Here is a 24,681-nt window from a genome sequence, read left to right as displayed (position 1 = left end):
AGATTTCGTCGACGACGTATTCACGCGTCATACAGTCTGCTGTGACGATTTGCCGGTGCAACCGCAAGGCGGCCGGGTTGCACCGGAAATGACTTACAGTCGTCCGTATCAAAAGACGAGGAACCGGAACGTCCACAGCGCGACCATCCCGACGCCGATCGTCGCGAAGACGTTCTCGGTCCGCCAGGCGACCGCACCGGCGACCAGGCCAGCGAGCAGTCGTTCATCGAGGAGCGTCGCCTGGATCGTCGGACCGACGGTGACCAGCGCGGGAGCGACGAGCGCCGCAAGCACCGCCGGCGGGACGAATCGAAGTGCCAGCTTGATCCGCGGCGGGACGTCGTTTATCTGTCCGAACAGATAGATGAACGACAGTCGGATCGCGAACGTGGCGATGCCGATCGCGACGATGGCACTCCAGATCGCGATCGGACCGTGTTCGGTCATCGCGGGACCTCCTCCGACAGCACACCAGCCGCGATACCCGAGAGCGCACCGACGAGGAGACCGAGGTTGAACGGCAAGCCGGCGGCGACGACGGCGACGATCCCGCCGACGGCCGCGGCGACGGTCCGCGGACGGCTCTTCATCGCCGGAACGAGGATCGCGAGGAAGACGAGCGGGACGGCAAACGAGAGTCCCCACGACTCGGGGACGCCGGCACCGACGACGACGCCGACGAACGTCCCGACGATCCAGACGGCCCAGATACTTGCAGCGACGCCGAGGTAGTAGGACCGTTCGTCCCTGTCGTCCTCGTCGCCGTACTCCGCGATCGCCATCGCGTACGCCTGGTCCGTGAGAAAGTACGCGAGAAACGCACGCGTCCGCTGCCGGTAGTCGGCGAAGTACGGCGCGATCGACGCCGAGTACATCAACATCCGCAGGTTGATCACGACCGCGGTGCCGACCACGACGACGATCGGTGCGGTTTCGCCGAGCAACTCGAGGGCGGCCAGCTGGGAGGCACCCGCGAAGACGAGGAGCGACATCCCGACTGCCTGCCCCGACGTCAGCCCCGCCTCGGCGGCTGCGATACCAGTGACGAGTGCAAAGGGGACGACCCCGAGGAGGAGTGGTAACGCATCACGAACTCCTGCCTTGAGGTCTCTGTTCATGTTTCCCATCGTGTGGTCCCGATCAAAATGGTGTCGAAGCCGGAACGGGACCTGCCGTCGTTCTCGTCGCCGGTCCTGACCCGTCGGAATCACTCGAGGATGGCGACCAGAACGGCTTTCGGTGCCGTCGCCGTCTACGCCGGCATGAGCGAGACCGATCGGTTCCCGATCCCCGCCACGGCCGGCGCGATTGCCGGCGCCGGTGCGTGGCTGCTCGGCTATCTCGTTACGTACCTCGTGACGATCGACGAGATCGGGAGCAATCTGCTGGCCCAGGGGCTCCAGCTTTTCACCGCCGACGCCGCCGACTGGAAGCTGGTCGGCTGGTTGTTCTACAACGCACACAACGTCGCCGTCCGCATCCCACGTGGCCCGTTCACGCCGAGCAACGGGAACTTCGTCGCGGCCGACGACGGGATGTTGTGGATCCTGTATCTCGTCCCGCCCGTATCGTTGATCACGGCGGGAACGCTCGTCACGTGGCGTCGGCGGACGGCACTTCGATCGGCCGCCAACGCGGTCGTCGGCGGTTCGACGATCCTCGTCGGCTACCTCCTGCTCTCGATCGTCGGCGTCACCGCCTTCTCGGTCGGTCTCGGTGGCGAGACGCTGCGTCCGGATCCGATCACCGCCGTCCTCCTCGCGGGCGTCGTCTACCCGCTCCTGTTCGGCTCGATCGGCGGGCTCCTCGCCTGGCTCGTCGCCGACTGATACCAATCGCCCGACCGATCACTCCGTCGCGCTCTCGAGCGGTCTCGCGACCATCTCGCCCCAGTGTTCGAAGCCGTATCGCTGGTAGAACGCCCTCGCCCGATCGTTCTCCCGGTCGACGTCGAGGACGATCCGCTCGAGCGGGAGGTCCTGTTCCCTGGCGGCCTCGAGTGCGGCGTCCATCAGGTCGTCGGCGACGCCGGTGCCGCGGAACTCCTCGACGACGAACAGTTCGTTCACCACGGCAGCGTCCCAGATCATCGACAGCGTCTCGGGGAGGACGAAGATGTAGCCGACGAGGTCGCCCTCGCGCTCGGCGACTGTGACGGTCGTCGGCTGTTCGGCGACGCAGCGGTCGACCCACTCGAGGTAGCGCTCGCGGTAGGCGTCGGTCAACTTCTCCTCGTAGACGCGCTCTTTCTCGTCTCCGCCGGTCGCGCTCCCGAGGCCGCGCTCGAACGCTCGCTTGAGCGTCCACAGCGCGGTCCGGTCCGAGTCGGGGTCGTACGGGCGAGTCTCGACGTGCATACCCGTCGTTTCGACCCGGCAGTGGTGTGTCTGCCGATCTCGAATCGATCACCGGTAGTACTCGAGACACCGGTACAGCACCGTCCCGTAGCTGGCGAGCATGACGACGAACAGTTCGCCCGACGACGCGACCGGGAAGATCCGTTCGGTGTCCGGTTCCGGATCGCCACGCGTCGGATCGAATCCCGTCGCGTAGTGCGTGTCGCCGGTCGTTCCGCGGATCGCCGAGTCCGAGACGGCCGGCGTCCCGTCTGCGGTCGTCTCGAGTTCGAGGAACGTCTGGACGAGACCGCGCTGGTCGGTAAGCAGCATTCGTCCGGAGAAGTCGTAGAACCGGTCGTGTACGGGCCAGAAGACGTTGACGCCGTTGAAGAAGGCGTCGAGCGAGACGTGGGCGACGAGGACCGTCACGAGGCTCACCCAGGCGACGCGGTAGCCGTACTGTCCGAATCGAGTGCGGACGACCGACGTCTCGCGGAGCCAACCGTCCCACAACAACAGGAGGCCGGGAATCGTCACCACGAAGACGTTGTGAAACGCTGCGCGATGCGTTCCCGGGACGTAGATGCCGACGAACGTGTCGAGGTCGACGAACGCACAGGCCACCATCACCACGAGGATGGCCCTCGGGTCGAACTCCTCGCCGAGCAGCGCGGCCCCCAGCAGTCCCGCGAACGCGACGTGGACGGCAACTGATGGCATGGCACACGAACTAGGGGCGAATCGACTTGACTGTTCGGGCGCGATTCGCCTCGAGAAGCCGGGATTCGATCGATCGGGTGAGTGTCACGACGGCGAATATCTCCGCCGTTCGAGTGGACGCCGCGGCTCCGCGTCACACTCACCAGTGAGAGACCGTCTCCGGTAGCTACTTGAGTCGACCGGTCGAGCGAACGCACATGGGAGGACGTGGGCCGAAGCGGGAGCTCGCCGAGAAGATTGCCGGGGAGATCACGCTCAGCGACGATCCAGGAGCGACGCTTCGCAAGTGGCGGACCGACTTCGACGTCTCCCAGACCGACCTCGCCGCCGAACTCGAGGTGTCGTCGTCGGTCATCTCCGACTACGAGAGCGGTCGCAGGGAGAGTCCCGGGATCGGCGTCGTCAGACGACTCGTCGAGGGACTGCTCTCGATCGACGAACGCCGCGGCGGCGGGCGCATTCGCCAGTACGGACGTGTCCTCTCGGCTGGCTTCGAGAGCGACGTCGTCTACGATCTGCGCGAGTACGCCACGTCGATGCCGCTCTCTAGGTTCTACTCGACCATCGACGCGACGGAGGTCACGTCCGGGACCACGGATCAGATCAGCGGCCACACCGTCATCGACAGCATCGAGGCGATCACGCGCCTCTCGAGCGAGGAATTCTTCCGCCTCTACGGGCAGAGCACGAACCGCGCGCTGGTATTTACGGGCGTCACGCGCGGCGAATCACCGCTCGTGGCGCTGCGGGTCGTCAACCCGACCCCGAACGCGGTCGTCCTCCACGGACTCGAGGAGGACGACCTCTGGGACCACGCGAGGGACCTCGCCCGCATCGACGGCTACTCGCTGGCGATCACGACGGCCCCACTCGAGGAGATGCTCGAGAAACTGGTCACGCTCGAGTGAACTGCCGTCCCGTTCGGGCTTCGTTCCGGCTAGTCACCTCGCCAGGGAGGGGCCCGGAGTTCGTGTAACGACTCGAGGACGTAATCCGGACGAGGACTCGGACGGCGATCGGCATCGGCCAGCCACGCGGCCCGGAGCCCCGCTGCTCTCGCCCCTGCGACGTCGACCGAGGGATGGTTCCCGACGTACACCGCCTCCGCGGGGCTCGTCTCGACGGCCGTCAGCGCCCGCCGGAACGGTTCGGGGTCGGGCTTCGCCGGCGTGTCGTACCCGGCGAACACGACCGTCTCGAAGACGTCGGGGAACGCGAGCGTGCGGAGTTTGTGCCGCTGTAGCTCGGGATGGCCGTTCGTGACCAGTCCCAGTCGATACTCGGCCTCGAACGTGGTGAGCACCTCGTGTGCACCCTCGAGGGCCACGAGGTCGTCGGGGTCGCGTTCGTCGTGGAACGCCCGGTTGAGACGTTCACCCAGCGACGGGTCCAGGTCGTGCTCGTCACAGAGGGCGGTAAACGTCCGCTCGTAGAGGTCGAACCCGTCCGCGCTGGCCGGGAGGAACTCGAGGTACCGCTCGTGGAAGTCCGCCATCTCGAAACGTGGCTCGAGGCCGAGGCGGTCGAACGCCGCCTCGAGGATCTCCGATCCCGGCCGTTCGTAGGTACAGAGCGTCCCGTCGAGATCGAAGAGGACGGCGGACGGCGTGGACATACGAGCAGCTACGGCCGAGGGCTGGATAACGCATTCGCCCGGTAGAGTGAACGTTCGGTCGGGATATTCGGGACGAGAATCGGACTAGGCGATCTGGTCTTCGTACTCGTCGGCGGTGAGCAGGTCCTCGAGTTCCGACTCGTCGTCGGGGTCGATCTCGAGCATCCAGCCGTCGCCGAACGGGTCGTCGTTGACGCGCTCGGGCGCGTCGAACAGGTCGTCGTTGATCGCGACGACCTCGCCGCTGACGGGCGCATAGAGGTCGGAGACCGCCTTGATCGATTCGACTACGCCGAATGCCGCTTCCTGTGTCACGTCGTCGCCCTCGTCGGGAAGTTCGACGAAGACGACGTCACCGAGTTCGTCCTGTGCGAAGTCGGAGATGCCGACGCGAACGACGCCGTCTGTTTCGAGTGCCCACTCGTGTGATTCCAGGTACCGCCGGTCGTCTGGTGTCTCGAAGCTCATTATACTGTGTCGACGAAGGGTGTGGTTTCAACTCTTGCCTTTTTCGACTGGCCGCGGACGACGACTTGCAGCGTCGTGCCGGGCTCTGCGTACTCGACGGGGACGTAGCCCATGCCGATCGACGCCTCGAGCGTCGGACTCATCGTCCCGCTCGTGACGGAACCGACGACCAGGCCGTCGGTGTTCGTGATGTCGTAGCCGTGACGGGGGACGCCGCGGTCGATGAGCCGGAAGCCGACGAGTTTCTCCTCGACGCCCTCCTCACGGGCCTGCTCTAAAGCGTCTCGGCCCACGAACTCCGTGTCGAGTTTGACGGTGAAGCCGAGTCCCGCCTCGTAGGGATTTCGCGGATCGGACTCGTAGTCGAAATCCTGGCCGGCCAGCAGGTAGCCGGCCTCGATCCGGAGCGTGTCCCGCGCGCCGAGTCCACACGGCTGGCAGTCGAACGTCGACCAGACCGTCTCGGCCTCGCCCCACGGAACGATAAACTCGAAGCCGTCCTCGCCAGTGTAGCCGGTTCTGGCCGCCCAGCACTCGACGCCGTCGATCGTGACGTACCGCGCCTCGAACCGTCGGAGGTCGAGGATCGACTCCTCGACGGCGTCGCCGACGAGGTTTGCCGCCTCCGGGCCCTGGACCGCGAACATCGCGTACTCGTCGGTCCGGTTGTCGACGGTCGCCTCGAGGTCCCACTCGTTTCGATGGTCGACCCAGCGTTCGTGCATCGCCTCGTCGTTGCCGGCGTTTGGCACGAACAGGTACGTCTCCTCGCCGTCCTCGTCGGGGAGTCGGTAGACGATGGTGTCGTCGACGATGATCCCCTCCTCGTCGGTGATCGTGGCGTACTGGGAGTCACCGACCTCGAGTTGCGTCACGTCGTTGGACGTGAGTCGTTGCAGCAGCGTCGTCGCGTCCGGCCCGGTGACGTGAATCTCGCCCATGTGCGAGACGTCGAAGATGCCGGCCGCCTCGCGGACGGCAACGTGCTCCTCGCGGATCGAATCGAACTCGACGGGCATGTCCCAGCCACCGAACTCGGTGAACTTCGCCCCGCGCTCGTCGTGTAACCCACGTAACGGCGGCGTCTGAAGCGGCATACTCGAACCGACACTCTCGGGGTAGTAATGTCTTTTCGTCAGTCGGACCGGTTCGAGCGTCGGACCCGAACTGACGGACGCGTCCGGTGGCCAACTCGAGACATCGCGGCTCGGCGGTAGCTGGCCGTCTCTTCGGCACGCTTAATTGGCTTCTGCCTGTACGAACCTGCGAATGGAGACCCTACGGGAGCGGCTACCGAGACGGCTGACGAAACCAGAACTGGCCGTCTTCGTCTCGGGCGTCGCCAGCATGGGACTCGAGATCCTCGCCGGTCGAATCGTCGCCCCCGAGTTCGGAAGTAGCATCTACACGTGGGGGAGCATCATCGGCGTGTTCCTCGCCGCGTTGAGCCTCGGCTACTACGTCGGCGGGAAACGCGCGGCGATCCGTGCGACGAACGAGCGGATGGCCCTGCTGTTGCTCGCGACGGCGGCGTACGTGGCGGCGCTGATCTTCGCGGGAGACCTGTTGCTGTCCTCGATGTCGGTGTATCCGCTGCCCGCACGCTACGCATCGCTGCCGGCGATCACGCTCCTGTTCGGGCCGCCGACGTACCTGCTCGGGTTCATCAGCCCCTACGCGGCGGAACTCTCCGAGAAGCGCGGCGTCGGACAGGTCTCGGGGCACGTCTACGCCCTCGGGACGATCGGGAGCATCGTCGGCGCGTTCGGGACGACGTTCGTCCTCATCCCGTCGCTGAGCGTCGAGTTGATCGGACTCGTCTTCGGCGTCCTGCTTGTCGCCACCGCGCTCGCGATCACGTTGCCCTCGCCGTCCCGAAAACCAGCGGTCGCCGTCGCCGTGGTCGCGCTGTTGCTCGTCGGTGCCGTCGGCGCGCCGTCGATGGGCTACTCCGTCAACGGCGAGATCGTCTACCAGACCCAGACGCCCTACCAGGAACTCGAGGTCGTCGACCGCGGCGACACCAGGACGCTGCTCCTCGACGGGCAGCGCCACAGCGCGATGGACCTCGACGATCCGAACCGACACGTCTTCGAGTATACCCGCTACTTCCACATGCCGTACCTGATGACCGAGGACGTCGATCGCGTCCTGTTCGTCGGCGGCGGCGGATTCACGGGGCCGAAACGCTTCGTCGAGGAGTACGACGCGACCGTCGACGTCGTCGAGATCGACCCCGAGGTGATCGACGCGGCCGAACAGTACTTCGGCGTCGAAGAATCGTCGCAGTTGAACGTCCACAACGGCGACGGGCGACAGTTCCTCGAGCAGACAGAGGAGACCTACGACGTGATCGTCCTCGACGCGTACAAGCGCGACAAGGTCCCCTTCGAGATGACGACCGTCGAGTTCATGCAGTTGACCAGCGACCGCCTCTCGGACGACGGCGTGCTCGTGGCGAACGTCATCTCCGCGCCCAGCGGCCCCGCGTCGCAGTTCTACCGGGCCGAGTACAAGACGATGGCGCAGGTCTACCCGCAGGTCTACAGCTTCTCGACGGCGACGCCGGGAGTGGTCCAGAACATCGAACTCGTCGCGACCAAAGACGATCGCCGGCTCACCGAGTCGGACCTGCACGAGCGCAACCGGCAGCGCGAGATCGGCCTCGACCTCGGCGACGAGATCGACACCTACGAATCGCCGCCGCCGACCGACGACGTCCCCGTCCTGCGAGACGACAGGGCCCCGGTCGACAGCCTCCTCGAGCCGATGGCCGGACAGCGCTACGTCGTCGAGGAGACCACGACGGCCAGCGACGGCGACGGTTCCCGGGAGCGCGCTGCGCGCGTGACCTAGCGGGTCAGGAACGAATCCAGGACCGCCGTCTCGCTCGAAGAGGCGTCCCAGCGGCTTTCGTCACACCTATTTTCGGACCCTGATTACGATGCCTCATGTTCGATTCCGTTCGCGCCCGTCTCTGTTCTGACGACGAGCAAACCGTCGGTCTCTTCGTCGACGGGCCGAACGTCCTGCGCGACGAGTTCGACGTCGACCTAGACGACGTCAGGCAGGCCGCGATGGACCTCGGTCGCGTGGGCGTCATCCGGCTCTACCTCGACGAACACGCTACGCCGGGACTGATCCAGGCGGCCGAAGCACGCGGGTTCGAGGTCGTCGTCACGAGCGGTGACGTCGACGTGAAACTGGCCGTCGACGCGACCGCCTTCGTCACCGACGGGACGCTCGACACGCTCGCGATCGCCTCGCGAGACACCGACTTCAAGCCGGCGGTCGAGCACGCGGGCGCCGCCGGGGTGAAGACGGTCGCGATCGCGCCCGGCTCGTACGGCCGCTCCGACGCCCTCCGGAACGCCGCCGACGACGCGATCACGCTCGATTCCTGACCGTCCGCGATCGAAGCCGGTGCGTTTTCCACCCGTCCGGTCGCATCGTCACGTATGGACGCAAACGACCTCGGAACGCCGGTGCTCGACGATCACCTCCACCTCGATCCGGACCACGGCCGCGGGCTCGAGGCGGTCAAAGACTTCGCGCGCGTCGGCGGCACGCACCTGCTCGTCGTCAACAAACCCTCCTGGTACCTCGGCGTCGAGGCCGACGACGGCGAGGACTTCCGGCCGGTGTTCGAGCGAACGATCGAGGTCGTCGAGGAAGCTTCGAAACTTCTCAGGGGACGTGCGTGGGCGATTCTCGGCGTCCACCCCGGTCTCGTCTCGCGACTGGTCGACGAGCGCGGCTACGCGCCCGCGGAGGCCCGCGAGATCATGCAGAGTGGGATCGACGTCGCCGCGGAGTACGTCGACCGCGGCGAGGCGCTCGGCCTGAAGTCGGGACGGCCACACTACGACGTCGATGACGACGTCTGGGCCGCCTCGAACGACGTCATGCGCCGCGCCTTCGAACGCGGGGCCGACCTCGAGTGTGCCGTCCAGCTCCACACCGAGGCGAGCGAAGATCTGCGCGAGGTCGCGGCGTGGGCCGAAGACGCGGGACTGCCGGCACACAGGGTCGTCAAACACTACGCCGCCGGCCGCCTCGAGGGGCCGACGCCGAGCGTGATGAGCGAGAAGGACCGCCTCGAGGTGGCGGCCGAGCGCGGCGAGCCGTTCCTGATGGAGACCGACTTCGTCGACGACCCCGACAGACCCGGCGCAGTGCTCGGTCCGAAGACCGTCCCCCGGCGCGTCTCGTGGTTACTCGAGGAGGGGTACGAAGAGGCCGTCCGAAACGCCCACGTCGAGACGCCGAAACGTGTCTACGGAATCGACACCGAGGCGACGCTGGCGTAGCCACTCCTGACGGCTCGAGTCGACGAGAATCGGGTCCGTCGTCGTCTCTGACGATCGATCACGACGTTTTCGGGATCGCACAGGTAGAGAAAGGCATTTCAAGCGGCCGGTGTAGGTTGCTGTATGAGCAATCCCCCGACCGAGTTCTACTCGGAGGAACGCTGGCAGAACTGGATCGACCGCATCAACGACGAAGACATCGATCCGGAAGACGAATCGTCGGCGCGCCTGCTGTTGAACCTGCAGGACGACACCGCGATCGCCATCGCAAAGATCGTCGCCGCCTACGACGACGGCGAACTCGACCAGGAGGAGGCCCTGGAAGAGATCACCGACGTCCGCGAGATCGTCTTGGACGACGTCGACGTCGACGACGAGGAGAAACGCCTGCTCGTCGACGGCGTCCAGACGAGTCTCGTCTGCGTCTTCTTCGCCGCCGAGGAGTACGTCGCGAACGGCCCCGCCGAGGAAGGAAGCGTCAACGACTACATCGGTGCCGCGGCGGACGCCGAGGCCGAAGAGGACCTGGACGCCGCCCTCGGCTACGCGGCCCAGGCGGGCACGCTCATCGTCGACGGCGAGGAACTCGACATGACGATGGCCGAAGAACTCGAATACGGCCTCGTCACCGAGTGGATCAACGGGCTGGACAGCCTCCAGAGCGCGATGAGCGATCCGGAGGTCGTCGAGGAAGACGAATAACGGGGATCTGATCTCTTTTCGCGCCCGACCGACTGCCGATGCGGAGTAGCGACGCTCCCGGCCGCGTCCGGACACGTTCGAAGCATCGAACGCGGCAGGGACGGCCCCCGTTACGTCCAGAAGGTTCGACGGTCGTCGAAACCGCGAACGACAATAACTTGTAGCCCCTCGAGCCGTGTATCGCGGGGACCCAGAGCCTATACGATGCGCGTAACTGGATCTGCGTGGGACGAAATCGTGGTCGCGGCGCACTCGTGATCGCGACCGACACCGCGCTCTACGCTCGCGGTAACGCCGGCGAGGTGGCCCAGAGTGAAGGGACGATCGCGATGTAGATCGCCGAAGAACCGACGGGAGCGAGACGTTTCTCCTGTCGTAAGGTGACTACGAGGTCACCGCCGATGCCGACGGTCACCAACGGGTCGGTCACGCTGGGCAAACGGACCATGCTCGAGACGACGGTCGAGAACGTCGGCGACATCGAGGGCGAGCAGGACGTCGGGTTCCGGGCCGACGATGAGTGGATCGGGACCCGGTGTCGAGGTCGGCAGCGAAACGCTCCGACTCGAGTTTGACTTCGAACTGACCAAGGTGCACGCTGGCGACGCAAGGAGCATCGGTAGCGTCGAGCTCAAAGACGCAAGCGTCGACAGGGATATCCAAGAACAACAGGAGTCGTGCTGAACGAGGCCAAAACGTAGACCACGACCTTCGAGTCGGGTTCGCCGTGCGGTCATCTCGATGGGCGTGACGAACCCACTCGGGATTCTCGAGGAGATTACAGTAATTCAGCGAATCAGCACCGGCTGGGAGAGACAGGCAATGATCGAATCCCATCGAATGTCCTCGGGTAGAGCAGTCTACTACTGGACTACATATTTCACAAGGGTATTTATACTCGAGATCTAGTACTCGAGTTTAGATATATTCATCAGTAGTTTTTTATACATATATAGTCGAATATCCAATGATATGGCTCGGTCCCCCAATGGACTATCGGGGCGGTTCTCGGACGATCGTGCCTTCTCCCCACAGGTTGGGCTGGTACTCTTGTTCGTCATGGTCTTCGCTGGAGCGACCCTGGTTGCCCTCACCGGGATGTCACTTATCGACGCCCTCGAGGGTCAGGCTACGAGAGAGCAAGCGGACCAGACGTTGCAGGTGGTCGACAAGGAACTGTCGACCATGATTCACAGCGGGGAGGAAGAAACCACGATAGCGATCGACTCCAGATACGCAGAGGACTACGATATCCGCGACGGAGGGAACCTCTCGGTCGTAGTCACGAACCGTTTCGGTGATCGCTGTTCGCAAAACACGACGCTAGGAACGCTTCAGTACGACGGTGGTGAGGATCTGATCGGCTATCAGGCTGGAGGGCGCTGGCAACGAACCGGCGACAGTAGTACGATGCTCTCGTCCCCGGACATACGGTACGTAGAGCGAACGGACGGAGAAAATACGGTCTACTCGCTCGATCTCACACTGCCGAGCGTTAGTGGCGAGATTTCAGGGGGAGAGAACATAGCTCGAGGAACGAGTTTCGACGATGGAGCGGAGCTACAGTCGTGTATACAGGACGACGACTTTGGCTACCCATCGAACGTCACGCTCGAGGTCGAAGACACGCCGTTTCACGAGGCCTGGTACGACTTCCTGCGCGAGGAGTTCGACGCGGAGGGACACGACAAGGTCGTCTACCACGAGCCGGATAATCGAACCGTGCGCGTCGAGGCACCGCTCGGCTCCGACCGGCCGTTCGCCGACTACGTCGACCTCGAGCCGACGATTTACGGCGGACTGTACGTCGAGGGGGCGTCCACGGGGAACACCCAGTTCGACCGAGAACTAGCCATCGACAGGTACGACAGTCGATACGATACCTACGAGGGTTCGGATAGCAAAAACAAGACGAGTGACTTCTTCCTCATCGACAGTGACGACAGAGTCAAACTTCAGGGGACTGGAAACGGGAATGGGAACGGGCCGAAAGCCGACATCGAAGGGTGGCTCGTCGTCAACGACGAATTGCAGGTGTTGCCTGGCGCGAACGTGACGCCGCCGCTCGCGTTTGCAGATGTGGAGAAGGAACCGTCCGGTACTCCAGGATCCAGTGACGTCCACGTCAACGAGGGGAACGTGACCTTCGACTCGATCGCTCCCATCAATGACGAGATCGAGCAAGCCCACGAATATCTCGAGAACGAAAGCGCGCCCGGAACAGGGACGGTCAAGAACGGCATGTACTACAAGGACGGTCTGTACAAACTCGATGGAGGGACGATCAATACGTCGGACGGTGACGTTCATGTTGCCGTCGACGGAGACCTCAATCTCACGGACGTCACCGTCACCGGAGACGGACAGGCCCACTTCTACGTCGACGAGGATATCGACGTCAAGGACGTCGAGGTTCCAAACGACCGCGCCTCTGCACTGTGGATCTACGGTACCGACTCGACTGGCGGGTCGGTTGGCGGGGAGTTCGGCGGCGTCGTGTACGCACCCGGTAGCGACGACCTCGAGATCGACGACGGTACCGAGGTGTACGGTGCGATCGTCGGCGGAAAGTACGACAAGATCGGAGACGGCGTCGACGTCCACTTCGACGAGTCGCTTCGGACCGACATCCCGATCGAGGAGGATATCGAATTCAAGATCGGAGGTGGAACCAGGGATCCGATCGACGTCACGTTCGTCCTCGACCGCTCCGGCTCGATGGACTGGAACGACCCAGACGGTATCCGCGTCGACGCGACCAAGGATTTCATCGGATTACTCGACAACTCCGAGTACGGGGACAAAGCGGGCGTGTTCGAATTCAATACGGGCGGGAACCAGCTTCATGAATTGAGTGGCGACCTGACGTCGGTGAACCAGAGCGTTGTCGCCCGGGAGGATGGCGGAACGGATATGTCCGCCGGAATGGAACTGGCGCTCGACGAGTACGACGACGGGGACGACCCCGACCGCGATCGAACTATGATTCTCCTGAGCGACGGGGAGAACGACTGTGGATGGTTCTGTGACTCCGACGAACTCGACGAACAAACAATGGATCTGGCCCAAAACGACGCCAACGACAAGAATGTCACCATCTACACGGTCGGTCTCGGAGACCACGTCGACGAAGATTTGCTCGAGGACGTGGCTGACGCCACCGGCGGAGAATACCACCACGCCGATAACGCGGAGGAACTCGAGGACATCTTCGCGGAGGATATCGGCAATGCCATCGTCGAGGATCCACCCGAGCCCAAAGTCGTGAGTGTGAAAGCGGATGGGGCCGGCGACAATTACGCGATTCGCGTCGTCGAACAGGAAATCGAGTTCGATTGACCTCACCTCACGGCTGAAGGGCAGTCGTCTCGAAATTCTGTGATACGACTCCGGCCGGGTCGTCCATTTGTGGGCGACACTGCTTCCAACGACCGCATAGTTCGACGAACGACGAAACAGGGAACGACAATATCATATGAGCCGACTCGTATATACGAACCATGACAACTGTCGGAATCGAGGCCGTCGAAATCTGGACCGGAAATCTCAAACTCGACTTGCCGGGGACGTTCGCACCACAGAAGGGCGAAGATCCGGAGAAGTACACGAAGGGGCTGGGTCTGAACGCGAGTTCGTTTCCCGACAGTTACGAGGACATCGTCACGATGGCGGCGAACGCCGCCTATCGGCTGATGGACCGAAAGGGGCTGGAACCGGACGACGTCGGGCGGATCGACGTCGCGACCGAGAGCGCCTTCGACAACTCGAAACCGGTTTCGACGTACGTCGCAGGCTGTCTCGAGGAGGTGTTCGACGGCGACTTCCACCACGCGAACAAAGGCGAGCGCAAGTTCGCGTGTATCGCAGGGACCCAGAGTCTGGACGACGCGTGTAACTGGATCCGCGCGGGACGAAACCGCGGTCGCGGCGCGCTCGTGATCGCGACCGATACGGCGCTGTACGCTCGCGGCGACGCCGGCGAGGCCACCCAGGGTGCAGGTGCGATCGCGATGTACATTACCGAGGATCCGTCGCTGGTCGAGCTCTCGATCGAGCAGGGCTACGGCTCGGCCGACGAGACGGACTTTCTCAAACCCAACCAGCAGTTCCCGAGCGTCGACGGCAAGCGCTCGGTGCAGGTCTACCTCGCCCGCATGCGCGAGGCACTCGAAGATTACGAGAGCGTCGCTGGCGACACCCACCCCGACGACTTCGCGTTCATCCCGTTCCACACGCCGTTCCCGGGGATGGTTCGGAAGGCCGCGCTACTCGGCTACCGACACATGACCCGTGACACGGCAATCGAGGAGGAACTCGCCGAGGAGATCGGTCGCCAGCCCCGTGCCGAGGCGTTCGACGACGACGAGGGGTTCCACGACGCCCTCCGGGAGTACATGGACGCGCTGAAGGGGACCGATCGGTACCAGGAGTGGTACGCACGGACCATCGACCCCACGCTGACGATTTCCCGCGAGGTCGGCAACTGGTACACCGGCTCGGTCCACGTCGCCCGCGTGAGCGCGTTGAAACACGCCCTCGAGAACGGTGAAGACGTCACGGGCGAGCAGTTCATCGTCGGCTCCTACGGCAGCGGCGCACAGGCCGAGATCCACGCCGAGACGGTCCAGGACGGCTGGAAGGACGAGATCGCTTCGTTGAACGTCGACGAACAGCTCGAGGCCCGGTACGAACTCACGTGGGAGGACTACGAGGAGATCCACGACGCGCACAACCACGAGATGGACGTCGACATCGAACCGCGCACGGCACCCGACGGCGAGTTCGTCTTCGACGGCTGGGGCCGGATGGGCGAGCGAAAGTACCGCTACGTCGACTGACGATCCGGCTTCGACGCCTTACTCGAGCGATCGTCGATCTTCTCTCTCTCCTTCTGGTTCTCCCCGTCCGTTAAAGCCGTAGACTAATCCGTCGAGCCGTCGCAGCTAGGGCCGTGACAGATTCCCCCGAACCGCCGAGATGGGTCGTCGAGCAGCCAGCCCTGACGGCTCTCGCCTTGCTCAGCGCCGCTCTCGCGCTCTTCGTCGCCTTGCCGTACCTGCAGTACGTCCTCTTCGGTGGCGTCCTCGCGTATATCCTGCTGCCCGCACAGCGACGACTCGAGGAGTACGTCCGGTCGACGATCGCGGCGTTCGCCCTCGTCGTCGCTGCAGTGCTCGTCATCCTCGCCCCACTCGTCTACGTTCTCAGAGTTGCACTCCAGCAGTCGACCCAGCTCGTAAGCGCCGTCCAGGAGGGGAACCTCGATCTCGAGATGGTCGAACGGGAGCTTGCGGCCAACGGCTACGCAGTCGATCTCACAGCCATGTACGAGTCGTATCAGGGTTCGATCACGACCGGCGTCGAGCGAGTCGCGAGAGGTGTGATCGACGTCGTCGGTGGATTGCCGGGGATCGCGATCGGGTTGACCATCACGCTATTCGTCTGCTTCGCACTGTTACGGGACGCCGACCGACTCCTCGAGTGGCTGTACCACGTGATGCCGATCGACGACGAGGTCCAGCAGGAACTGTTCGCGAGACTGGACCGGCTCATGCAGGCGTCGGTCGTCAGCAACGTTGTCGTCGCGGCCATCCAGGCGGGCATGCTCGGTGCCGGACTGTTCGTCCTTGGCATCCCCGCCGTTGTGTTGCTCACCGTCCTGACCTTCGTACTCACCCTCCTCCCGCTCGTCGGCGCGTTCGGCGTCTGGCTCCCCGCATCGATCTACCTGGTCGCGGTCAGCCGCCCCGTCGCTGCGGTGGCGCTCGTCGCCTACGGCCTGCTCGTCACCGTTTCGGACACCTACCTTCGTCCCGCGCTCATCGGCCAGACGAGCGCCTTCAACTCCGCGATCGTCGTCGTCGGCATCTTCGGCGGCCTCATCGCGTTCGGTGCCGTGGGGCTGTTCGTCGGCCCCGTCGTCGTCGGCAGCGCGAAGATCACGCTCGACCTCTTCGCTCGAGAGCGCACCGAACGGGGAGCCGGGACTGACTCGAGTGTCGCGGACGCGGCCGCCAGAACCGAACCATCGACCGACGCGGGTGCCGCCGGGTCAGACTCGTAGTCGCCCTCGAACGACCCGCTGGCCGTGGATGGCCGAAACGAGTGCGTTCATTATCCCCTGTCCACTAGATGTGAGTATCGTGTCTCGGATCGAACGCAGCGATCGGCGTGGGCGAGGATCGAACGGATCACTCGACCGAGACCACTGCTAACTATGCACGGATCACACACGACGGGGAGTCCATACGCACCCCACACGGACGACGACACCGCGGCGATGCTCGAGGCGGTCGACGTCGACTCGGTCGACGACCTCTTCGACATCCCGGGGGACGTACGGTTCGACGGCGAGTTCGGTATCGACGCCAGAACCGAAGCAGAGACGCGCGAGCTGGTCGAGGGAATCCTCGAGAAGAACGAGGACCTGACCGAACTGCTCGGACGCGGCCACTACGGCTACTACGTACCGTCGCTGGTCGATCACCTCTCTGATCGCGCCGAGTTTCTCACCTCCTACACCCAGTACCAGCCGGAGGCCTCGCAGGGCTTCCTGCAGGCGCTTTTCGAGTATCAGTCGCTGCTGGTCGAACTGACCGGCCTCGAGGTCGCAAACTGCTCGATGTACGACGCGGCAACCGCCCTCGGCGAGGCGGCGACGCTCGCAGATAGGGTTCGCGACACGGACGGCCACCGGGTGCTCGTTCCCGACCTCCTGCTCGAGGGGCGACGGAGCACGCTCGAGAACTACGTCGCCGGCACGGACCTCTCGGTCGAGACGTACCCGACCGACGACGCCACCGCCGACGTCGACGCCCTCGCCGGGGAAATCGACGAGGACGTCGTGATGGTCTACGCGGAGAACCCGACCGTCCGCGGCGCGATCGAGGAGAACCTCGCGGCGATCGGCAAACTCGCGACCGACGCGAACGCGCTGTTCGTCCTCGGCTCGGACCCGGTGGCGCTGTCGCTGCTCCAGCGGCCCGCAGACGTCGGCGCGGACGTCGTCGTCGGCGACGCCAGCGTCCTCGGACTGCCGACGAGCTACGGGATGGGGCTCGGACTGTTCGCTACCCGCGAGCAGTACCTCAGGCAGGTTCCCGGCCGACTCGTCGGCGCGAGTGAAGACGCGACCGACCGCCGGGCCTACACGCTGACGCTCCAGACCCGCGAACAGCACATTCGCCGCGAGCGAGCCACGAGTAACATCTGTACGAACCAGGCGTGGGTCGCCCTCCGGTCGGCGATGCACGCCGCGGCGCTAGGTCCGTCGGGACTCGTCGACCTCGCGAAACGTGGGGTGACGAGAGCCGAGGAGCTGGCGGCACGCGTCGACGACATCGTCGGCGTCACCGCGCCGGTCCACGACCGCCGACACTTCCGGGAGTTCGTCGCACACGTCGACCAGCCAGCCCGGGCGATCGCGGACGACCTCGAGAACCTGGGCTACGCGGTTCACGTCGTCGGCGACCACGAGATTCAACTCTGCGTCACCGGCGTCTCCGACGCGACGGTCGATGCGTTCGTCGAGGACCTGACGGAGGTGGCACGATGACGGGCGATCGAACGCGATACGACCAGGCGCGCTGGACGGACGACGGGCAGTACGAACCGCTCCTGTCGGAGAAAGACCGGACCCGCGTCCAGATCGACGAAGACGACTCGCCGCTTCCCGACGATCTCACGCGCGACTCCCTCGAGTTACCCGAACTCTCGGAGCCAGAGCTCGCTCGCCACTACACCCGGCTCTCCCAGATGACCTACGGAATCGACAGCGGGCCGTATCCGCTCGGGTCGTGTACGATGAAGTACAACCCGAAGTTCACCGAGGACGTCGCGGCCCTGCCGTCAGGGGCGGTCCACCCCGACCGCTCCGAACGATCGCTCCAGGGCACCCTCGAGCTCTGCTACCGGCTGCAGGACTACCTCGGCCGAATCGGCGGGATGGACGCCGTGACGCTTCAGCCGCCCGCCGGTGCCGCGGGCGAGTTCACCGGGATCCGTGTCGCGGCGGCCTATCACGAACACAACGGGGAGGACCACCGAAACGAGGTGATCGTTCCCGAGAGCGCCCACGGGACGAACTTCGCGACGGCCGCCCTGGCCGGCTACGACGTCATCTCGTTGCCCAGCGACGAGGGCGGTCGGGTCGACCTCGAGGCGCTCGAGGCCGCCCTCTCCGAAAATACGGCGGCACTCATGCTAACCAACCCCAACACGCTGGGGCTGTTCGAGCGCGACATCGTCGAGATCGCCGAGATGGTCCACGACGTCGGCGGCCTGCTCTACTACGACGGGGCGAACCTGAACGCCCTGCTCGGGCGGGCCCGCCCCGGCGACATGGGCTTCGACGTGATGCACTACAACGTCCACAAGACGTTCGCGACGCCCCACGGCGGCGGCGGACCCGGAGCGGGGCCGGTCGGCGTCGTCGACGACCTCGCGCCGTTTCTCCCCGCACCGCGCGTCCGGAAGACGGCGACCGAGTACGAACTGTTCGAACCCGAGCACACCATCGGCCACGTCCACGGCTTCCAGGGCAACTGGCTCGTCCTCGTGAAGACGTTCGCCTACATCGCTCGCCTCGGTGACGAGGGGCTGACCGACGCCAGCGCGAAGGCCGTCCTCAACGCGAACTACCTCGCGAGCCAGATCGAGTACGACGTGCCATACGAGCCGTTCCACCACGAGTTCGTCGCCAGCGCCGGCGACCAGGACGCCGCCGACGTCGCCAAACGGATGCTCGACTACGGCGTCCACCCGCCGACGACGAAGTGGCCCGAGATCGTCCCCGAGGCGCTGATGACCGAACCCACGGAAGTCGAGAGCAAAGAGACGCTCGACCAGCTCGCCGCGGCGTTCAACGCCGTCGCAGGCGAGGACGACGAGACGCTCGAGACCGCGCCGGAACGGTCCTCTGCCCGCCGGATCGACCAGACCAGCGCCGCGCGCAACCCCCGGCTGTCCTGGCAGGCACTCGAGGAGGAGTGAGCGGTCGGCGTCGGAGGTCGGTTTCGCGCGGCAGCTCCCAAACTGCGTATCTCGGTATGCGGTTTATCGACTGAGACCCAAGTCGGGCATACCCCGGCAATCGGTCGATCGGCGACTCGAGCAGCATCTCACGGCTGGGAGAGTGTGCGACTCGACGCTACCCTGTACGGAAGAGAATATTTAGGATCGGTCCTCGTAGCACGAGATCGATGTCCCACCCCCACCGGATCGCTCCCGAAACCCCACGCGTACAGCAAACGCTTCGACTTCCGGTATCGAAACTCGAGTCCCTTCGGGAGTGGGCGACTGACGGGACGGGACTTGCGGCGGCGGCTCGAGTGCGAGATGCCAGCGGCCGCATCGCGCTCGTCGAGAACAGCTGGACGAACGGGTGGTTCTTACCCGGCGGTGGGGTCGAACCGGACGAACGTCCATCCGACGCCGCTCGACGGGAAGTTCGTGAAGAAACGGGACTGGACGCCGCTATCGAGTCCCCGCTCGTCGTCCTCGACCAGACCTACGTCTCCGAACGCGACGGAAACGAACAGTTTTCGGCACGATACGTGATCTACTCGGCCTCGGCGGAGGGAGAAATACCCGACTCCTCACAGCTGGGGGTGACCGACGACGAAATATCGGCGGCACGGTGGTTCGAGACCCTTCCAGAGGACCTGCACGACGGAGACCTTCTCCGGCCGTATCTGTGAGCGAACGACGCTTCGACGACGTTCGGCGAGGATCGACGCAATCCCCTCCGCTCCGGTAAACAGTGAACGGAAGCCGCTCGAGACGGAGCCGGCAGTATCCCTCAAACGACGACGTCGATCGGAGAAACAGACGCGACGACGTGCGAGCCGGATCAGGCGCTCGCACTCGAGTCGATCCCGTCGATCTGGACGAACCCGTAGTCGCAGTCGGGGCAGTGCCACTTCACCTTCTCGCCGAGGTGAAGCGTCGTGCTCGCGGCACGGTAGAACGTTCGTTCGCCGCCGCAGTTCGGACACTCGTGCTCGAGTTCTAGGGCCATATCTCGAGTCGGTCCCGAATCGAGTTTAACGTACTGATTTCGACGAACCTCGCCGATCCTCGCGCGGGCGACGCAAGTTAGATAAATCATATACTGCGATACAAAATTAGGACGTTCGGGTCCCGGCGTGGCGAGTGACCGCCCACTCGACATTCGTCGGGTACGGCCGCCCGGTCGCGAAGGGTTCGAACGACGCGGACAGACCGGCGCGTTTCAGCGGCGATCACCGGGGTGACGAACTCCAGGCATAGGCGAGTCGGGCCGGCGGTGATCGCCGCCGACGGCGGAACTAAGTGACGAGCCTCCCTCTCTCCGAGCATGACGATCTACACCGGCCGCGGTGACGAGGGGAAGACGGATCTGCGGGACATGACCCGCGTCTCGAAAGCCAGCAGTCGCATCGAGGCCTACGGTGTGGTCGACGAACTCAACGCCCTCATCGGCACCGTCCGACCGACGGGCTACGAGGACGTCGACGAGCGACTCGAGGCGATCCAGAACCACCTCCACGTCGTCCAGGCGGATTTCGCGAACCCGGACGCAGACGAGGACGACCCGGTCGTCCGGACCGAGCACGTCGAGACGATCGAAGACTGGATCGACGAGTACGACGAGGAACTCGAGCCGCTGACGTCGTTCATCCTCCCGACGGGAAGCGAACACGGCGCTCGCCTGCACCACGTCCGGACCGTCTGCCGTCGCGCCGAGCGGCGAGCGGTCGCGCTCGCCAGCGAAGAACCAGTCAACGAACAGGCGATCGAGTACCTGAACCGGCTCTCAGACGGCCTGTTCACGTTCGCCCGCGTCGTCAACCAGCGCGACGGCGAACCGGAAGAGGAGCCGACCTACTGATACTACCGGACAACAGTCAGTACATACTCGATCGCGTCTCGGCTGTCGGCAGCGACGACAGCGTCTCGAGTGCGATCGATGTCTGAACCGTGTTGTCCAGCAGTATGAGCCGAAGCGACTTTCTCCGGTGCGATCACGCGTCGGACGCCGCGTCGACCTCGAGACCGACGATCGATCTGTCGAGGAGGTCCGCGTAGCCCGAAAACGAGAGTTTCAGCGTCGGCACGCCGGGGAACGACAGCGTCTGGACCGTCAGCAGCGGGCGGTCGACGTCGACGCCGAGTTCGGACAGCGTCGCCTCGAGCGTCTCGAACCCCGCCGCGACCGCCGGAATCGGCTCGTCGGCTGCAGCACCCGCGATGGGCATCGGGAGGTCGGCGACGACCTCGCCGTCTCGCACGATGGCCCAGCCGCCGCCCAGCGAGGCGACGTGCTCGACAGCGAGACTGGCATCGTCCGGGTCCGCCGCCACGGTAACCAGTCCCGGCAGTTCCCACGTGTTCGTCGTCGCGACGGCTCCAGCCTCGAGCCCGAAGTCGGTGAGAAAGCCGGTGAAGCCGCGGTCGTCGGTCGACGGATCGCGGTCGAGCAGCGTCGCCGTCAGCACGCCGTCGTCGGGAGCGGGAACGTACCGCCCGTCATCGACATCGGGTTCGACCGTCGTCTCGGTCGTGAGCAGTCCACGACCGACCGCCATCGCGCGAACGGAGCCGTCCGGCGCAGTCTCGACCGACGACGTGAACCAGTCCCGGTCGGTGGGGACGGCGATCGAATCGGAGACGAAGTCGGGGTACGACGCCTGCGGTTCGACCTGCGGGCTGCCGTTGGCGACGACGACCGATCCCTCCACGAGGACCGTCTCGACTGCCATCGACTCGAGGTCGTCGACGACCACCATGTCGGCGTAGGCGCCGGGAGCGACGACACCGCGACCGGCGAGTCCGAAGTGTTCGGCCGGGTGGCGGGTCGCCATGTCGATCGCGATTTCGGGATCGACGCCGGCGGCGATCGTTCGCCGAAGGACCTCGGCCATCCCGAAGCCGTCGACCAGATCCGGGGGCCAGACGCCGTCGGTCGACAGCGAGACGCTCGTCGGGTCGACGTCCTCGTCGTCGAGCGCCTCGAGGACGGCCTCGAGGTCGTCGCGAATCGAGCCACAGCGGCCGACGACGTGGACGCCGTGTTCAGCCCGTTCGACGACCTCTTCTGGGGAGATAGCCTCGTGGTCGTTGTCGACGACGGTCGCGAACGCGCGAAGTGAGTCGCCGCGACACCCAGCCCCGTGCCCGACGATGCTGACGTCGGCCGCTCTCGCTCGCTCGTACAGTGCCTCGACCGGCGAGTCCCGACCGACGACGTGGATCCAGTCGATCTCGCCGACGCCGACCACGCGATCGTGATCGAGGAGACTCGCCAGCGCCTCGAGTTCCGCGTCGTCGGCCCGTCGCGGTTCGAACGTGTCGACGAGCGACTGCGGTGGGATCGTGAGAAACGCAGAGAGCGGCAGATCGGCGGTGGCCTCGAGAAACGCCTCGACGCCCGCCGCGCCGAAGAGTCCGCCGAGCGCCGACGCCTCGGTGACGACCGACGTCGTCCCCGTCGCGAGGAGGTGGGGCGTCGTCCGCTCGACGACGGCGTGGATGTCGGCGTGGGTGTGTGCGTCGATCAGGCCGGGGACGACGACGCCGTCGGTCGCCGAAATCACCGTCGTCTCGGGACCGACGACGTCGCTACCGTCCTCGAGGATGGCGGCGATGCGCTCGCCGACGATCGCGACGTCCCGCTCGAGGAACGTCCGTCGGTTCGAACAGTAGACGCGACCACCCTCGACGACGAGATCGGCTGGCGCGTCGCCGAGTGCCACGGGCTGTAGGTCGTTCATAGTCGCCGTTTGTCATGCGGGTTCGTATGTGATGTGGTTGTGTTCGCGTCTGCGGACGCGGTCGCGCTGCTCGAGTATGTCGAGATGGCCCACCGCCTCGCTCATCCCGCCGAACTGGTCGCCGATCGAGAGATCGTCGAACAGCCCCTCCATCACCTCGTAGGCGGTCGTCTGCCCGTCGAGGAGTCCGAGCACGGCGTCGGTCCGTTCCTCGTGTGCCGCGAAAATGGCGTCGATCCGCTCGGTCGGTCGGTCGATCACCTCGCCGTGTCCCGGGAGGAACCGATCGAAGCCGCGGTCGCGAAGCCGCTCGAGCGAGTCGTTGAACGCGGGGAGGACCCGCGGCCGGTCGCCGCCCGGCTCCGTGGGCGGCTGCAAGAGCGGGTTCGGCGTGATTCGACCGAGCACGTGGTCGCCGACGATCGCCACCCGATCGCCGCCGTCTTCGTACGAAAAGAGGAGTTCGCCCGGCGCGTGGCCGGTCACCGCTTTAGCAGTCAGCGTCGTCGGACCGACCTCGATCTCGTCCCCGTCTGCCAGTACGCGATCGACGTCGCAGTCCGAGACGTACTGGCGGAAGGCGTTCGTGAGGTCGGCGATCGCCGACGCCGTCGCCTCGGGCATTCCGTGGCGCGGCAGGTGCGTCCGGAAGTACGACTGTTCGTACTCGAGGCGAGCCCCGAAGTCGGCGAGTATCGCGGCCGTTTCCGGGCTGGCGAAGACGTCGGCCCCCCTGTCTCGAAACCGCCTCGCCAGCCCGCAGTGATCCGGGTGCGGGTGCGTGACGAGCACCCGTTCGACGTCCGCCGGCTCGAGGTCGCGATCGGCCAGCGTCGACCGAACCGTCGACCAGGCCTCGTCGGTTTCGGGGCCGGGATCGACGATCGTCCGGGCCGCGACGTAGACGTTGACTGGATCGACCTGGAACGGAGTTGGAACCGGACGACGCTCGAACATCGTCGGTACCTCTCGGTCCGTCCCGTTAAGCGTTCGCAAACGACGGGTCCGTCGCGACGAGTTAATCCACGCCTCGAGTCGATCGACTGCGTCGCCGAGCGAGTAGACCGACCGTCCCGGGCGCGAGATATTCTGTTTCCTGTGAAAGGACTTTATTTGGTAATGACATAGAACGAGACAGAACAGCCATGAATAAACCTTCGAAGACGCCCTGTACTGCCTGAAGCGGGCCGGCGAACACGCACGCATCGGCGTCGAAGAGACACTCGAGGCCGCCGAAGCGAAACTCCGGGCGTGGACCGATCGGGAGAAAACGCCGGAGCCGAGTCGCGTCGAGACGCTGCGCGAGGACGCCGCCGAGCTCGAGCAGCGAGACTCGAGCGGCGATCGGGAAAGCACGCGGGAAACTCGAGGCGTATCGAACAGACCGGTAGCCCGTCGCTCGGTTTTCGAAAGGAAGTCTTAAGTCCCATCGACGGGTATCGTCGCGTGCGGGTTGGTGATCTAGTCCGGTTATGATACCTCCTTCACACGGAGGAAGTCGGCAGTTCAAATCTGCCCCAACCCACTACTTCTGTCGCGAGCAACTCCGCGATCGACAGGATCGTGACGTTGGACAGATTTGAACGAGACGAGACGCGCGCAGCATCGCGAGTGCGTCTCGGGGTGGCTCAAATCTGCCCCAACCCACTCGTTTGTTACCTGCAGTCAAAGGACCGGACTCCCGTACGGTCATAGCCGACGTCGTCCCGAGTACATCGATGGGACCATCTGCGACCGCTCGAGTCTCACCGAGCCGTCCGAACGGGTAATGGCTC

General features: G+C 64.9%; 25 protein-coding genes, 1 tRNA gene and 1 pseudogene. 17 read left to right on the top strand and 10 right to left on the bottom strand.

The window, feature by feature from the left end; all coding sequences use genetic code 11:
* Positions 1-108: 108 nt before the first annotated feature.
* Together MU558_RS15550 and MU558_RS15545 are read right to left on the bottom strand one after the other, a co-directional pair.
* Positions 109-447, bottom strand: a complete 339-nt coding sequence (locus tag MU558_RS15550) for an AzlD domain-containing protein (protein WP_246968376.1) — start codon at positions 445-447, stop codon at positions 109-111.
* Positions 444-1,118, bottom strand: coding sequence for an AzlC family ABC transporter permease (locus MU558_RS15545; protein ID WP_246968373.1), 675 nt, complete (start codon positions 1,116-1,118; stop codon positions 444-446). Before MU558_RS15545 ends, MU558_RS15550 begins: the two co-directional genes overlap by 4 nt.
* A gap of 99 nt (positions 1,119-1,217) precedes the next feature.
* Between MU558_RS15545 and MU558_RS15540 the strand changes: the two genes are divergently transcribed.
* A complete protein-coding gene (locus MU558_RS15540) occupies positions 1,218-1,829 on the top strand; it encodes a DUF7978 family protein (protein ID WP_246968370.1) in 612 nt (203 codons plus the stop codon).
* A gap of 18 nt (positions 1,830-1,847) precedes the next feature.
* On the opposite strand, the gene MU558_RS15535 is transcribed toward MU558_RS15540, so the two are convergent.
* Both MU558_RS15535 and MU558_RS15530 read right to left on the bottom strand, forming a co-directional pair.
* Positions 1,848-2,357 (bottom strand): GNAT family N-acetyltransferase, encoded by a 510-nt coding sequence (locus MU558_RS15535; RefSeq protein WP_246968367.1) that lies wholly within the window; start codon positions 2,355-2,357, stop codon positions 1,848-1,850.
* A 48-nt stretch (positions 2,358-2,405) separates the two neighbouring features.
* Positions 2,406-3,059 carry a metal-dependent hydrolase gene (locus MU558_RS15530; protein ID WP_246968363.1) on the bottom strand — a complete coding sequence of 218 codons (654 nt, stop codon included), beginning with the start codon at positions 3,057-3,059 and terminating at the stop codon, positions 2,406-2,408.
* A 197-nt stretch (positions 3,060-3,256) separates the two neighbouring features.
* Between MU558_RS15530 and MU558_RS15525 the strand changes: the two genes are divergently transcribed.
* Positions 3,257-3,967: a helix-turn-helix domain-containing protein gene (locus MU558_RS15525; protein ID WP_246968360.1), complete on the top strand. Its 711-nt coding sequence runs from the start codon at positions 3,257-3,259 to the stop codon at positions 3,965-3,967.
* Between the two features lie 29 nt (positions 3,968-3,996).
* Here the strand turns inward: MU558_RS15525 and MU558_RS15520 are convergent, their stop codons facing one another.
* The 3 genes from MU558_RS15520 to gcvT form a co-directional block, all read right to left on the bottom strand.
* A complete protein-coding gene (locus MU558_RS15520) occupies positions 3,997-4,674 on the bottom strand; it encodes an HAD family hydrolase (RefSeq protein ID WP_246968357.1) in 678 nt (225 codons plus the stop codon).
* 84 nt (positions 4,675-4,758) lie between these two features.
* Positions 4,759-5,142, bottom strand: coding sequence for a glycine cleavage system protein GcvH (gcvH, locus tag MU558_RS15515; RefSeq protein WP_246968354.1), 384 nt, complete (start codon positions 5,140-5,142; stop codon positions 4,759-4,761).
* Positions 5,142-6,239 carry a glycine cleavage system aminomethyltransferase GcvT gene (gene gcvT / locus MU558_RS15510; RefSeq protein ID WP_246968337.1) on the bottom strand — a complete coding sequence of 366 codons (1,098 nt, stop codon included), beginning with the start codon at positions 6,237-6,239 and terminating at the stop codon, positions 5,142-5,144. The genes gcvH and gcvT overlap by 1 nt, the downstream gene beginning before the upstream one ends.
* Positions 6,240-6,411: 172 nt before the next feature.
* Between gcvT and MU558_RS15505 the strand changes: the two genes are divergently transcribed.
* From MU558_RS15505 to MU558_RS15450, 12 genes and pseudogenes are all read left to right on the top strand, one after another.
* Positions 6,412-7,998, top strand: a complete 1,587-nt coding sequence (locus MU558_RS15505; protein WP_246968334.1) for a spermidine synthase — start codon at positions 6,412-6,414, stop codon at positions 7,996-7,998.
* A 95-nt stretch (positions 7,999-8,093) separates the two neighbouring features.
* Positions 8,094-8,546 (top strand): NYN domain-containing protein, encoded by a 453-nt coding sequence (locus tag MU558_RS15500; RefSeq protein WP_246968331.1) that lies wholly within the window; start codon positions 8,094-8,096, stop codon positions 8,544-8,546.
* 54 nt (positions 8,547-8,600) lie between these two features.
* Complete coding sequence (locus MU558_RS15495) at positions 8,601-9,452, top strand: TatD family hydrolase (protein WP_246968328.1); 852 nt, start codon at positions 8,601-8,603, stop codon at positions 9,450-9,452.
* A gap of 123 nt (positions 9,453-9,575) precedes the next feature.
* Positions 9,576-10,154, top strand: a complete 579-nt coding sequence (locus tag MU558_RS15490; protein WP_246968325.1) for a DUF2150 family protein — start codon at positions 9,576-9,578, stop codon at positions 10,152-10,154.
* A 176-nt stretch (positions 10,155-10,330) separates the two neighbouring features.
* A pseudogene (locus MU558_RS15485) lies at positions 10,331-10,486 on the top strand (hydroxymethylglutaryl-CoA synthase); the annotation flags it as partial.
* Between the two features lie 69 nt (positions 10,487-10,555).
* On the top strand, positions 10,556-10,729 hold the full coding sequence (locus MU558_RS15480; RefSeq protein WP_246968322.1) for a hypothetical protein: 174 nt from the start codon (positions 10,556-10,558) through the stop codon (positions 10,727-10,729).
* A gap of 397 nt (positions 10,730-11,126) precedes the next feature.
* The gene (locus MU558_RS15475) at positions 11,127-13,493 is read left to right on the top strand and encodes a vWA domain-containing protein (RefSeq protein ID WP_246968319.1); all 2,367 of its coding nucleotides are present in this window, start codon (positions 11,127-11,129) and stop codon (positions 13,491-13,493) included.
* 161 nt (positions 13,494-13,654) lie between these two features.
* Positions 13,655-14,992, top strand: coding sequence for a hydroxymethylglutaryl-CoA synthase (gene hmgB / locus MU558_RS15470; RefSeq protein ID WP_246968316.1), 1,338 nt, complete (start codon positions 13,655-13,657; stop codon positions 14,990-14,992).
* Positions 14,993-15,105: 113 nt separating this feature from the next.
* Positions 15,106-16,218, top strand: a complete 1,113-nt coding sequence (locus MU558_RS15465; RefSeq protein WP_246968313.1) for an AI-2E family transporter — start codon at positions 15,106-15,108, stop codon at positions 16,216-16,218.
* A gap of 153 nt (positions 16,219-16,371) precedes the next feature.
* Positions 16,372-17,709, top strand: a complete 1,338-nt coding sequence (gene gcvPA, locus MU558_RS15460) for an aminomethyl-transferring glycine dehydrogenase subunit GcvPA (RefSeq protein ID WP_246968310.1) — start codon at positions 16,372-16,374, stop codon at positions 17,707-17,709.
* On the top strand, positions 17,706-19,145 hold the full coding sequence (gene gcvPB, locus MU558_RS15455; RefSeq protein ID WP_246968307.1) for an aminomethyl-transferring glycine dehydrogenase subunit GcvPB: 1,440 nt from the start codon (positions 17,706-17,708) through the stop codon (positions 19,143-19,145). Before gcvPA ends, gcvPB begins: the two co-directional genes overlap by 4 nt.
* 209 nt (positions 19,146-19,354) lie before the next feature.
* The gene (locus MU558_RS15450; protein WP_246968304.1) at positions 19,355-19,852 is read left to right on the top strand and encodes an NUDIX hydrolase; all 498 of its coding nucleotides are present in this window, start codon (positions 19,355-19,357) and stop codon (positions 19,850-19,852) included.
* Between the two features lie 152 nt (positions 19,853-20,004).
* Here the strand turns inward: MU558_RS15450 and MU558_RS15445 are convergent, their stop codons facing one another.
* Positions 20,005-20,172 (bottom strand): DUF7838 family putative zinc beta-ribbon protein, encoded by a 168-nt coding sequence (locus MU558_RS15445; protein WP_246968301.1) that lies wholly within the window; start codon positions 20,170-20,172, stop codon positions 20,005-20,007.
* Between the two features lie 318 nt (positions 20,173-20,490).
* Between MU558_RS15445 and MU558_RS15440 the strand changes: the two genes are divergently transcribed.
* Entirely contained in the window at positions 20,491-21,024 is a 534-nt protein-coding gene (locus MU558_RS15440; protein ID WP_246968298.1) for a cob(I)yrinic acid a,c-diamide adenosyltransferase, read from the top strand.
* A 133-nt stretch (positions 21,025-21,157) separates the two neighbouring features.
* On the opposite strand, the gene MU558_RS15435 is transcribed toward MU558_RS15440, so the two are convergent.
* Together MU558_RS15435 and MU558_RS15430 are read right to left on the bottom strand one after the other, a co-directional pair.
* Complete coding sequence (locus tag MU558_RS15435; RefSeq protein WP_246968295.1) at positions 21,158-22,906, bottom strand: adenine deaminase C-terminal domain-containing protein; 1,749 nt, start codon at positions 22,904-22,906, stop codon at positions 21,158-21,160.
* 12 nt (positions 22,907-22,918) lie between these two features.
* Positions 22,919-23,863: an MBL fold metallo-hydrolase gene (locus MU558_RS15430; RefSeq protein ID WP_246968291.1), complete on the bottom strand. Its 945-nt coding sequence runs from the start codon at positions 23,861-23,863 to the stop codon at positions 22,919-22,921.
* A 211-nt stretch (positions 23,864-24,074) separates the two neighbouring features.
* Between MU558_RS15430 and MU558_RS23415 the strand changes: the two genes are divergently transcribed.
* A complete protein-coding gene (locus tag MU558_RS23415) occupies positions 24,075-24,329 on the top strand; it encodes a DUF7553 family protein (protein WP_425607629.1) in 255 nt (84 codons plus the stop codon).
* 27 nt (positions 24,330-24,356) lie between these two features.
* Positions 24,357-24,431 (top strand) — tRNA-Val (locus MU558_RS15425).
* Positions 24,432-24,681: the final 250 nt, after the last annotated feature.

It is taken from the genome of Natribaculum luteum (assembly GCF_023008545.1).
Taxonomy (GTDB): domain Archaea; phylum Halobacteriota; class Halobacteria; order Halobacteriales; family Natrialbaceae; genus Natribaculum; species Natribaculum luteum.
This window is presented reverse-complemented; position numbering and strand designations above follow the sequence as displayed.

Coding starts and splice junctions, on each gene's coding strand:
- MU558_RS15550 (WP_246968376.1), bottom strand. CDS start 447: ATGACCGAACACGGTCCGATCGCGATCTGGAGTGCCATCGTCGCGATC.
- MU558_RS15545 (WP_246968373.1), bottom strand. CDS start 1,118: ATGAACAGAGACCTCAAGGCAGGAGTTCGTGATGCGTTACCACTCCTC.
- MU558_RS15540 (WP_246968370.1), top strand. CDS start 1,218: ATGGCGACCAGAACGGCTTTCGGTGCCGTCGCCGTCTACGCCGGCATG.
- MU558_RS15535 (WP_246968367.1), bottom strand. CDS start 2,357: ATGCACGTCGAGACTCGCCCGTACGACCCCGACTCGGACCGGACCGCG.
- MU558_RS15530 (WP_246968363.1), bottom strand. CDS start 3,059: ATGCCATCAGTTGCCGTCCACGTCGCGTTCGCGGGACTGCTGGGGGCC.
- MU558_RS15525 (WP_246968360.1), top strand. CDS start 3,257: ATGGGAGGACGTGGGCCGAAGCGGGAGCTCGCCGAGAAGATTGCCGGG.
- MU558_RS15520 (WP_246968357.1), bottom strand. CDS start 4,674: ATGTCCACGCCGTCCGCCGTCCTCTTCGATCTCGACGGGACGCTCTGT.
- gcvH (WP_246968354.1), bottom strand. CDS start 5,142: ATGAGCTTCGAGACACCAGACGACCGGCGGTACCTGGAATCACACGAG.
- gcvT (WP_246968337.1), bottom strand. CDS start 6,239: ATGCCGCTTCAGACGCCGCCGTTACGTGGGTTACACGACGAGCGCGGG.
- MU558_RS15505 (WP_246968334.1), top strand. CDS start 6,412: ATGGAGACCCTACGGGAGCGGCTACCGAGACGGCTGACGAAACCAGAA.
- MU558_RS15500 (WP_246968331.1), top strand. CDS start 8,094: ATGTTCGATTCCGTTCGCGCCCGTCTCTGTTCTGACGACGAGCAAACC.
- MU558_RS15495 (WP_246968328.1), top strand. CDS start 8,601: ATGGACGCAAACGACCTCGGAACGCCGGTGCTCGACGATCACCTCCAC.
- MU558_RS15490 (WP_246968325.1), top strand. CDS start 9,576: ATGAGCAATCCCCCGACCGAGTTCTACTCGGAGGAACGCTGGCAGAAC.
- MU558_RS15480 (WP_246968322.1), top strand. CDS start 10,556: ATGCCGACGGTCACCAACGGGTCGGTCACGCTGGGCAAACGGACCATG.
- MU558_RS15475 (WP_246968319.1), top strand. CDS start 11,127: ATGGCTCGGTCCCCCAATGGACTATCGGGGCGGTTCTCGGACGATCGT.
- hmgB (WP_246968316.1), top strand. CDS start 13,655: ATGACAACTGTCGGAATCGAGGCCGTCGAAATCTGGACCGGAAATCTC.
- gcvPA (WP_246968310.1), top strand. CDS start 16,372: ATGCACGGATCACACACGACGGGGAGTCCATACGCACCCCACACGGAC.
- gcvPB (WP_246968307.1), top strand. CDS start 17,706: ATGACGGGCGATCGAACGCGATACGACCAGGCGCGCTGGACGGACGAC.
- MU558_RS15450 (WP_246968304.1), top strand. CDS start 19,355: ATGTCCCACCCCCACCGGATCGCTCCCGAAACCCCACGCGTACAGCAA.
- MU558_RS15445 (WP_246968301.1), bottom strand. CDS start 20,172: ATGGCCCTAGAACTCGAGCACGAGTGTCCGAACTGCGGCGGCGAACGA.
- MU558_RS15440 (WP_246968298.1), top strand. CDS start 20,491: ATGACGATCTACACCGGCCGCGGTGACGAGGGGAAGACGGATCTGCGG.
- MU558_RS15435 (WP_246968295.1), bottom strand. CDS start 22,906: ATGAACGACCTACAGCCCGTGGCACTCGGCGACGCGCCAGCCGATCTC.
- MU558_RS15430 (WP_246968291.1), bottom strand. CDS start 23,863: ATGTTCGAGCGTCGTCCGGTTCCAACTCCGTTCCAGGTCGATCCAGTC.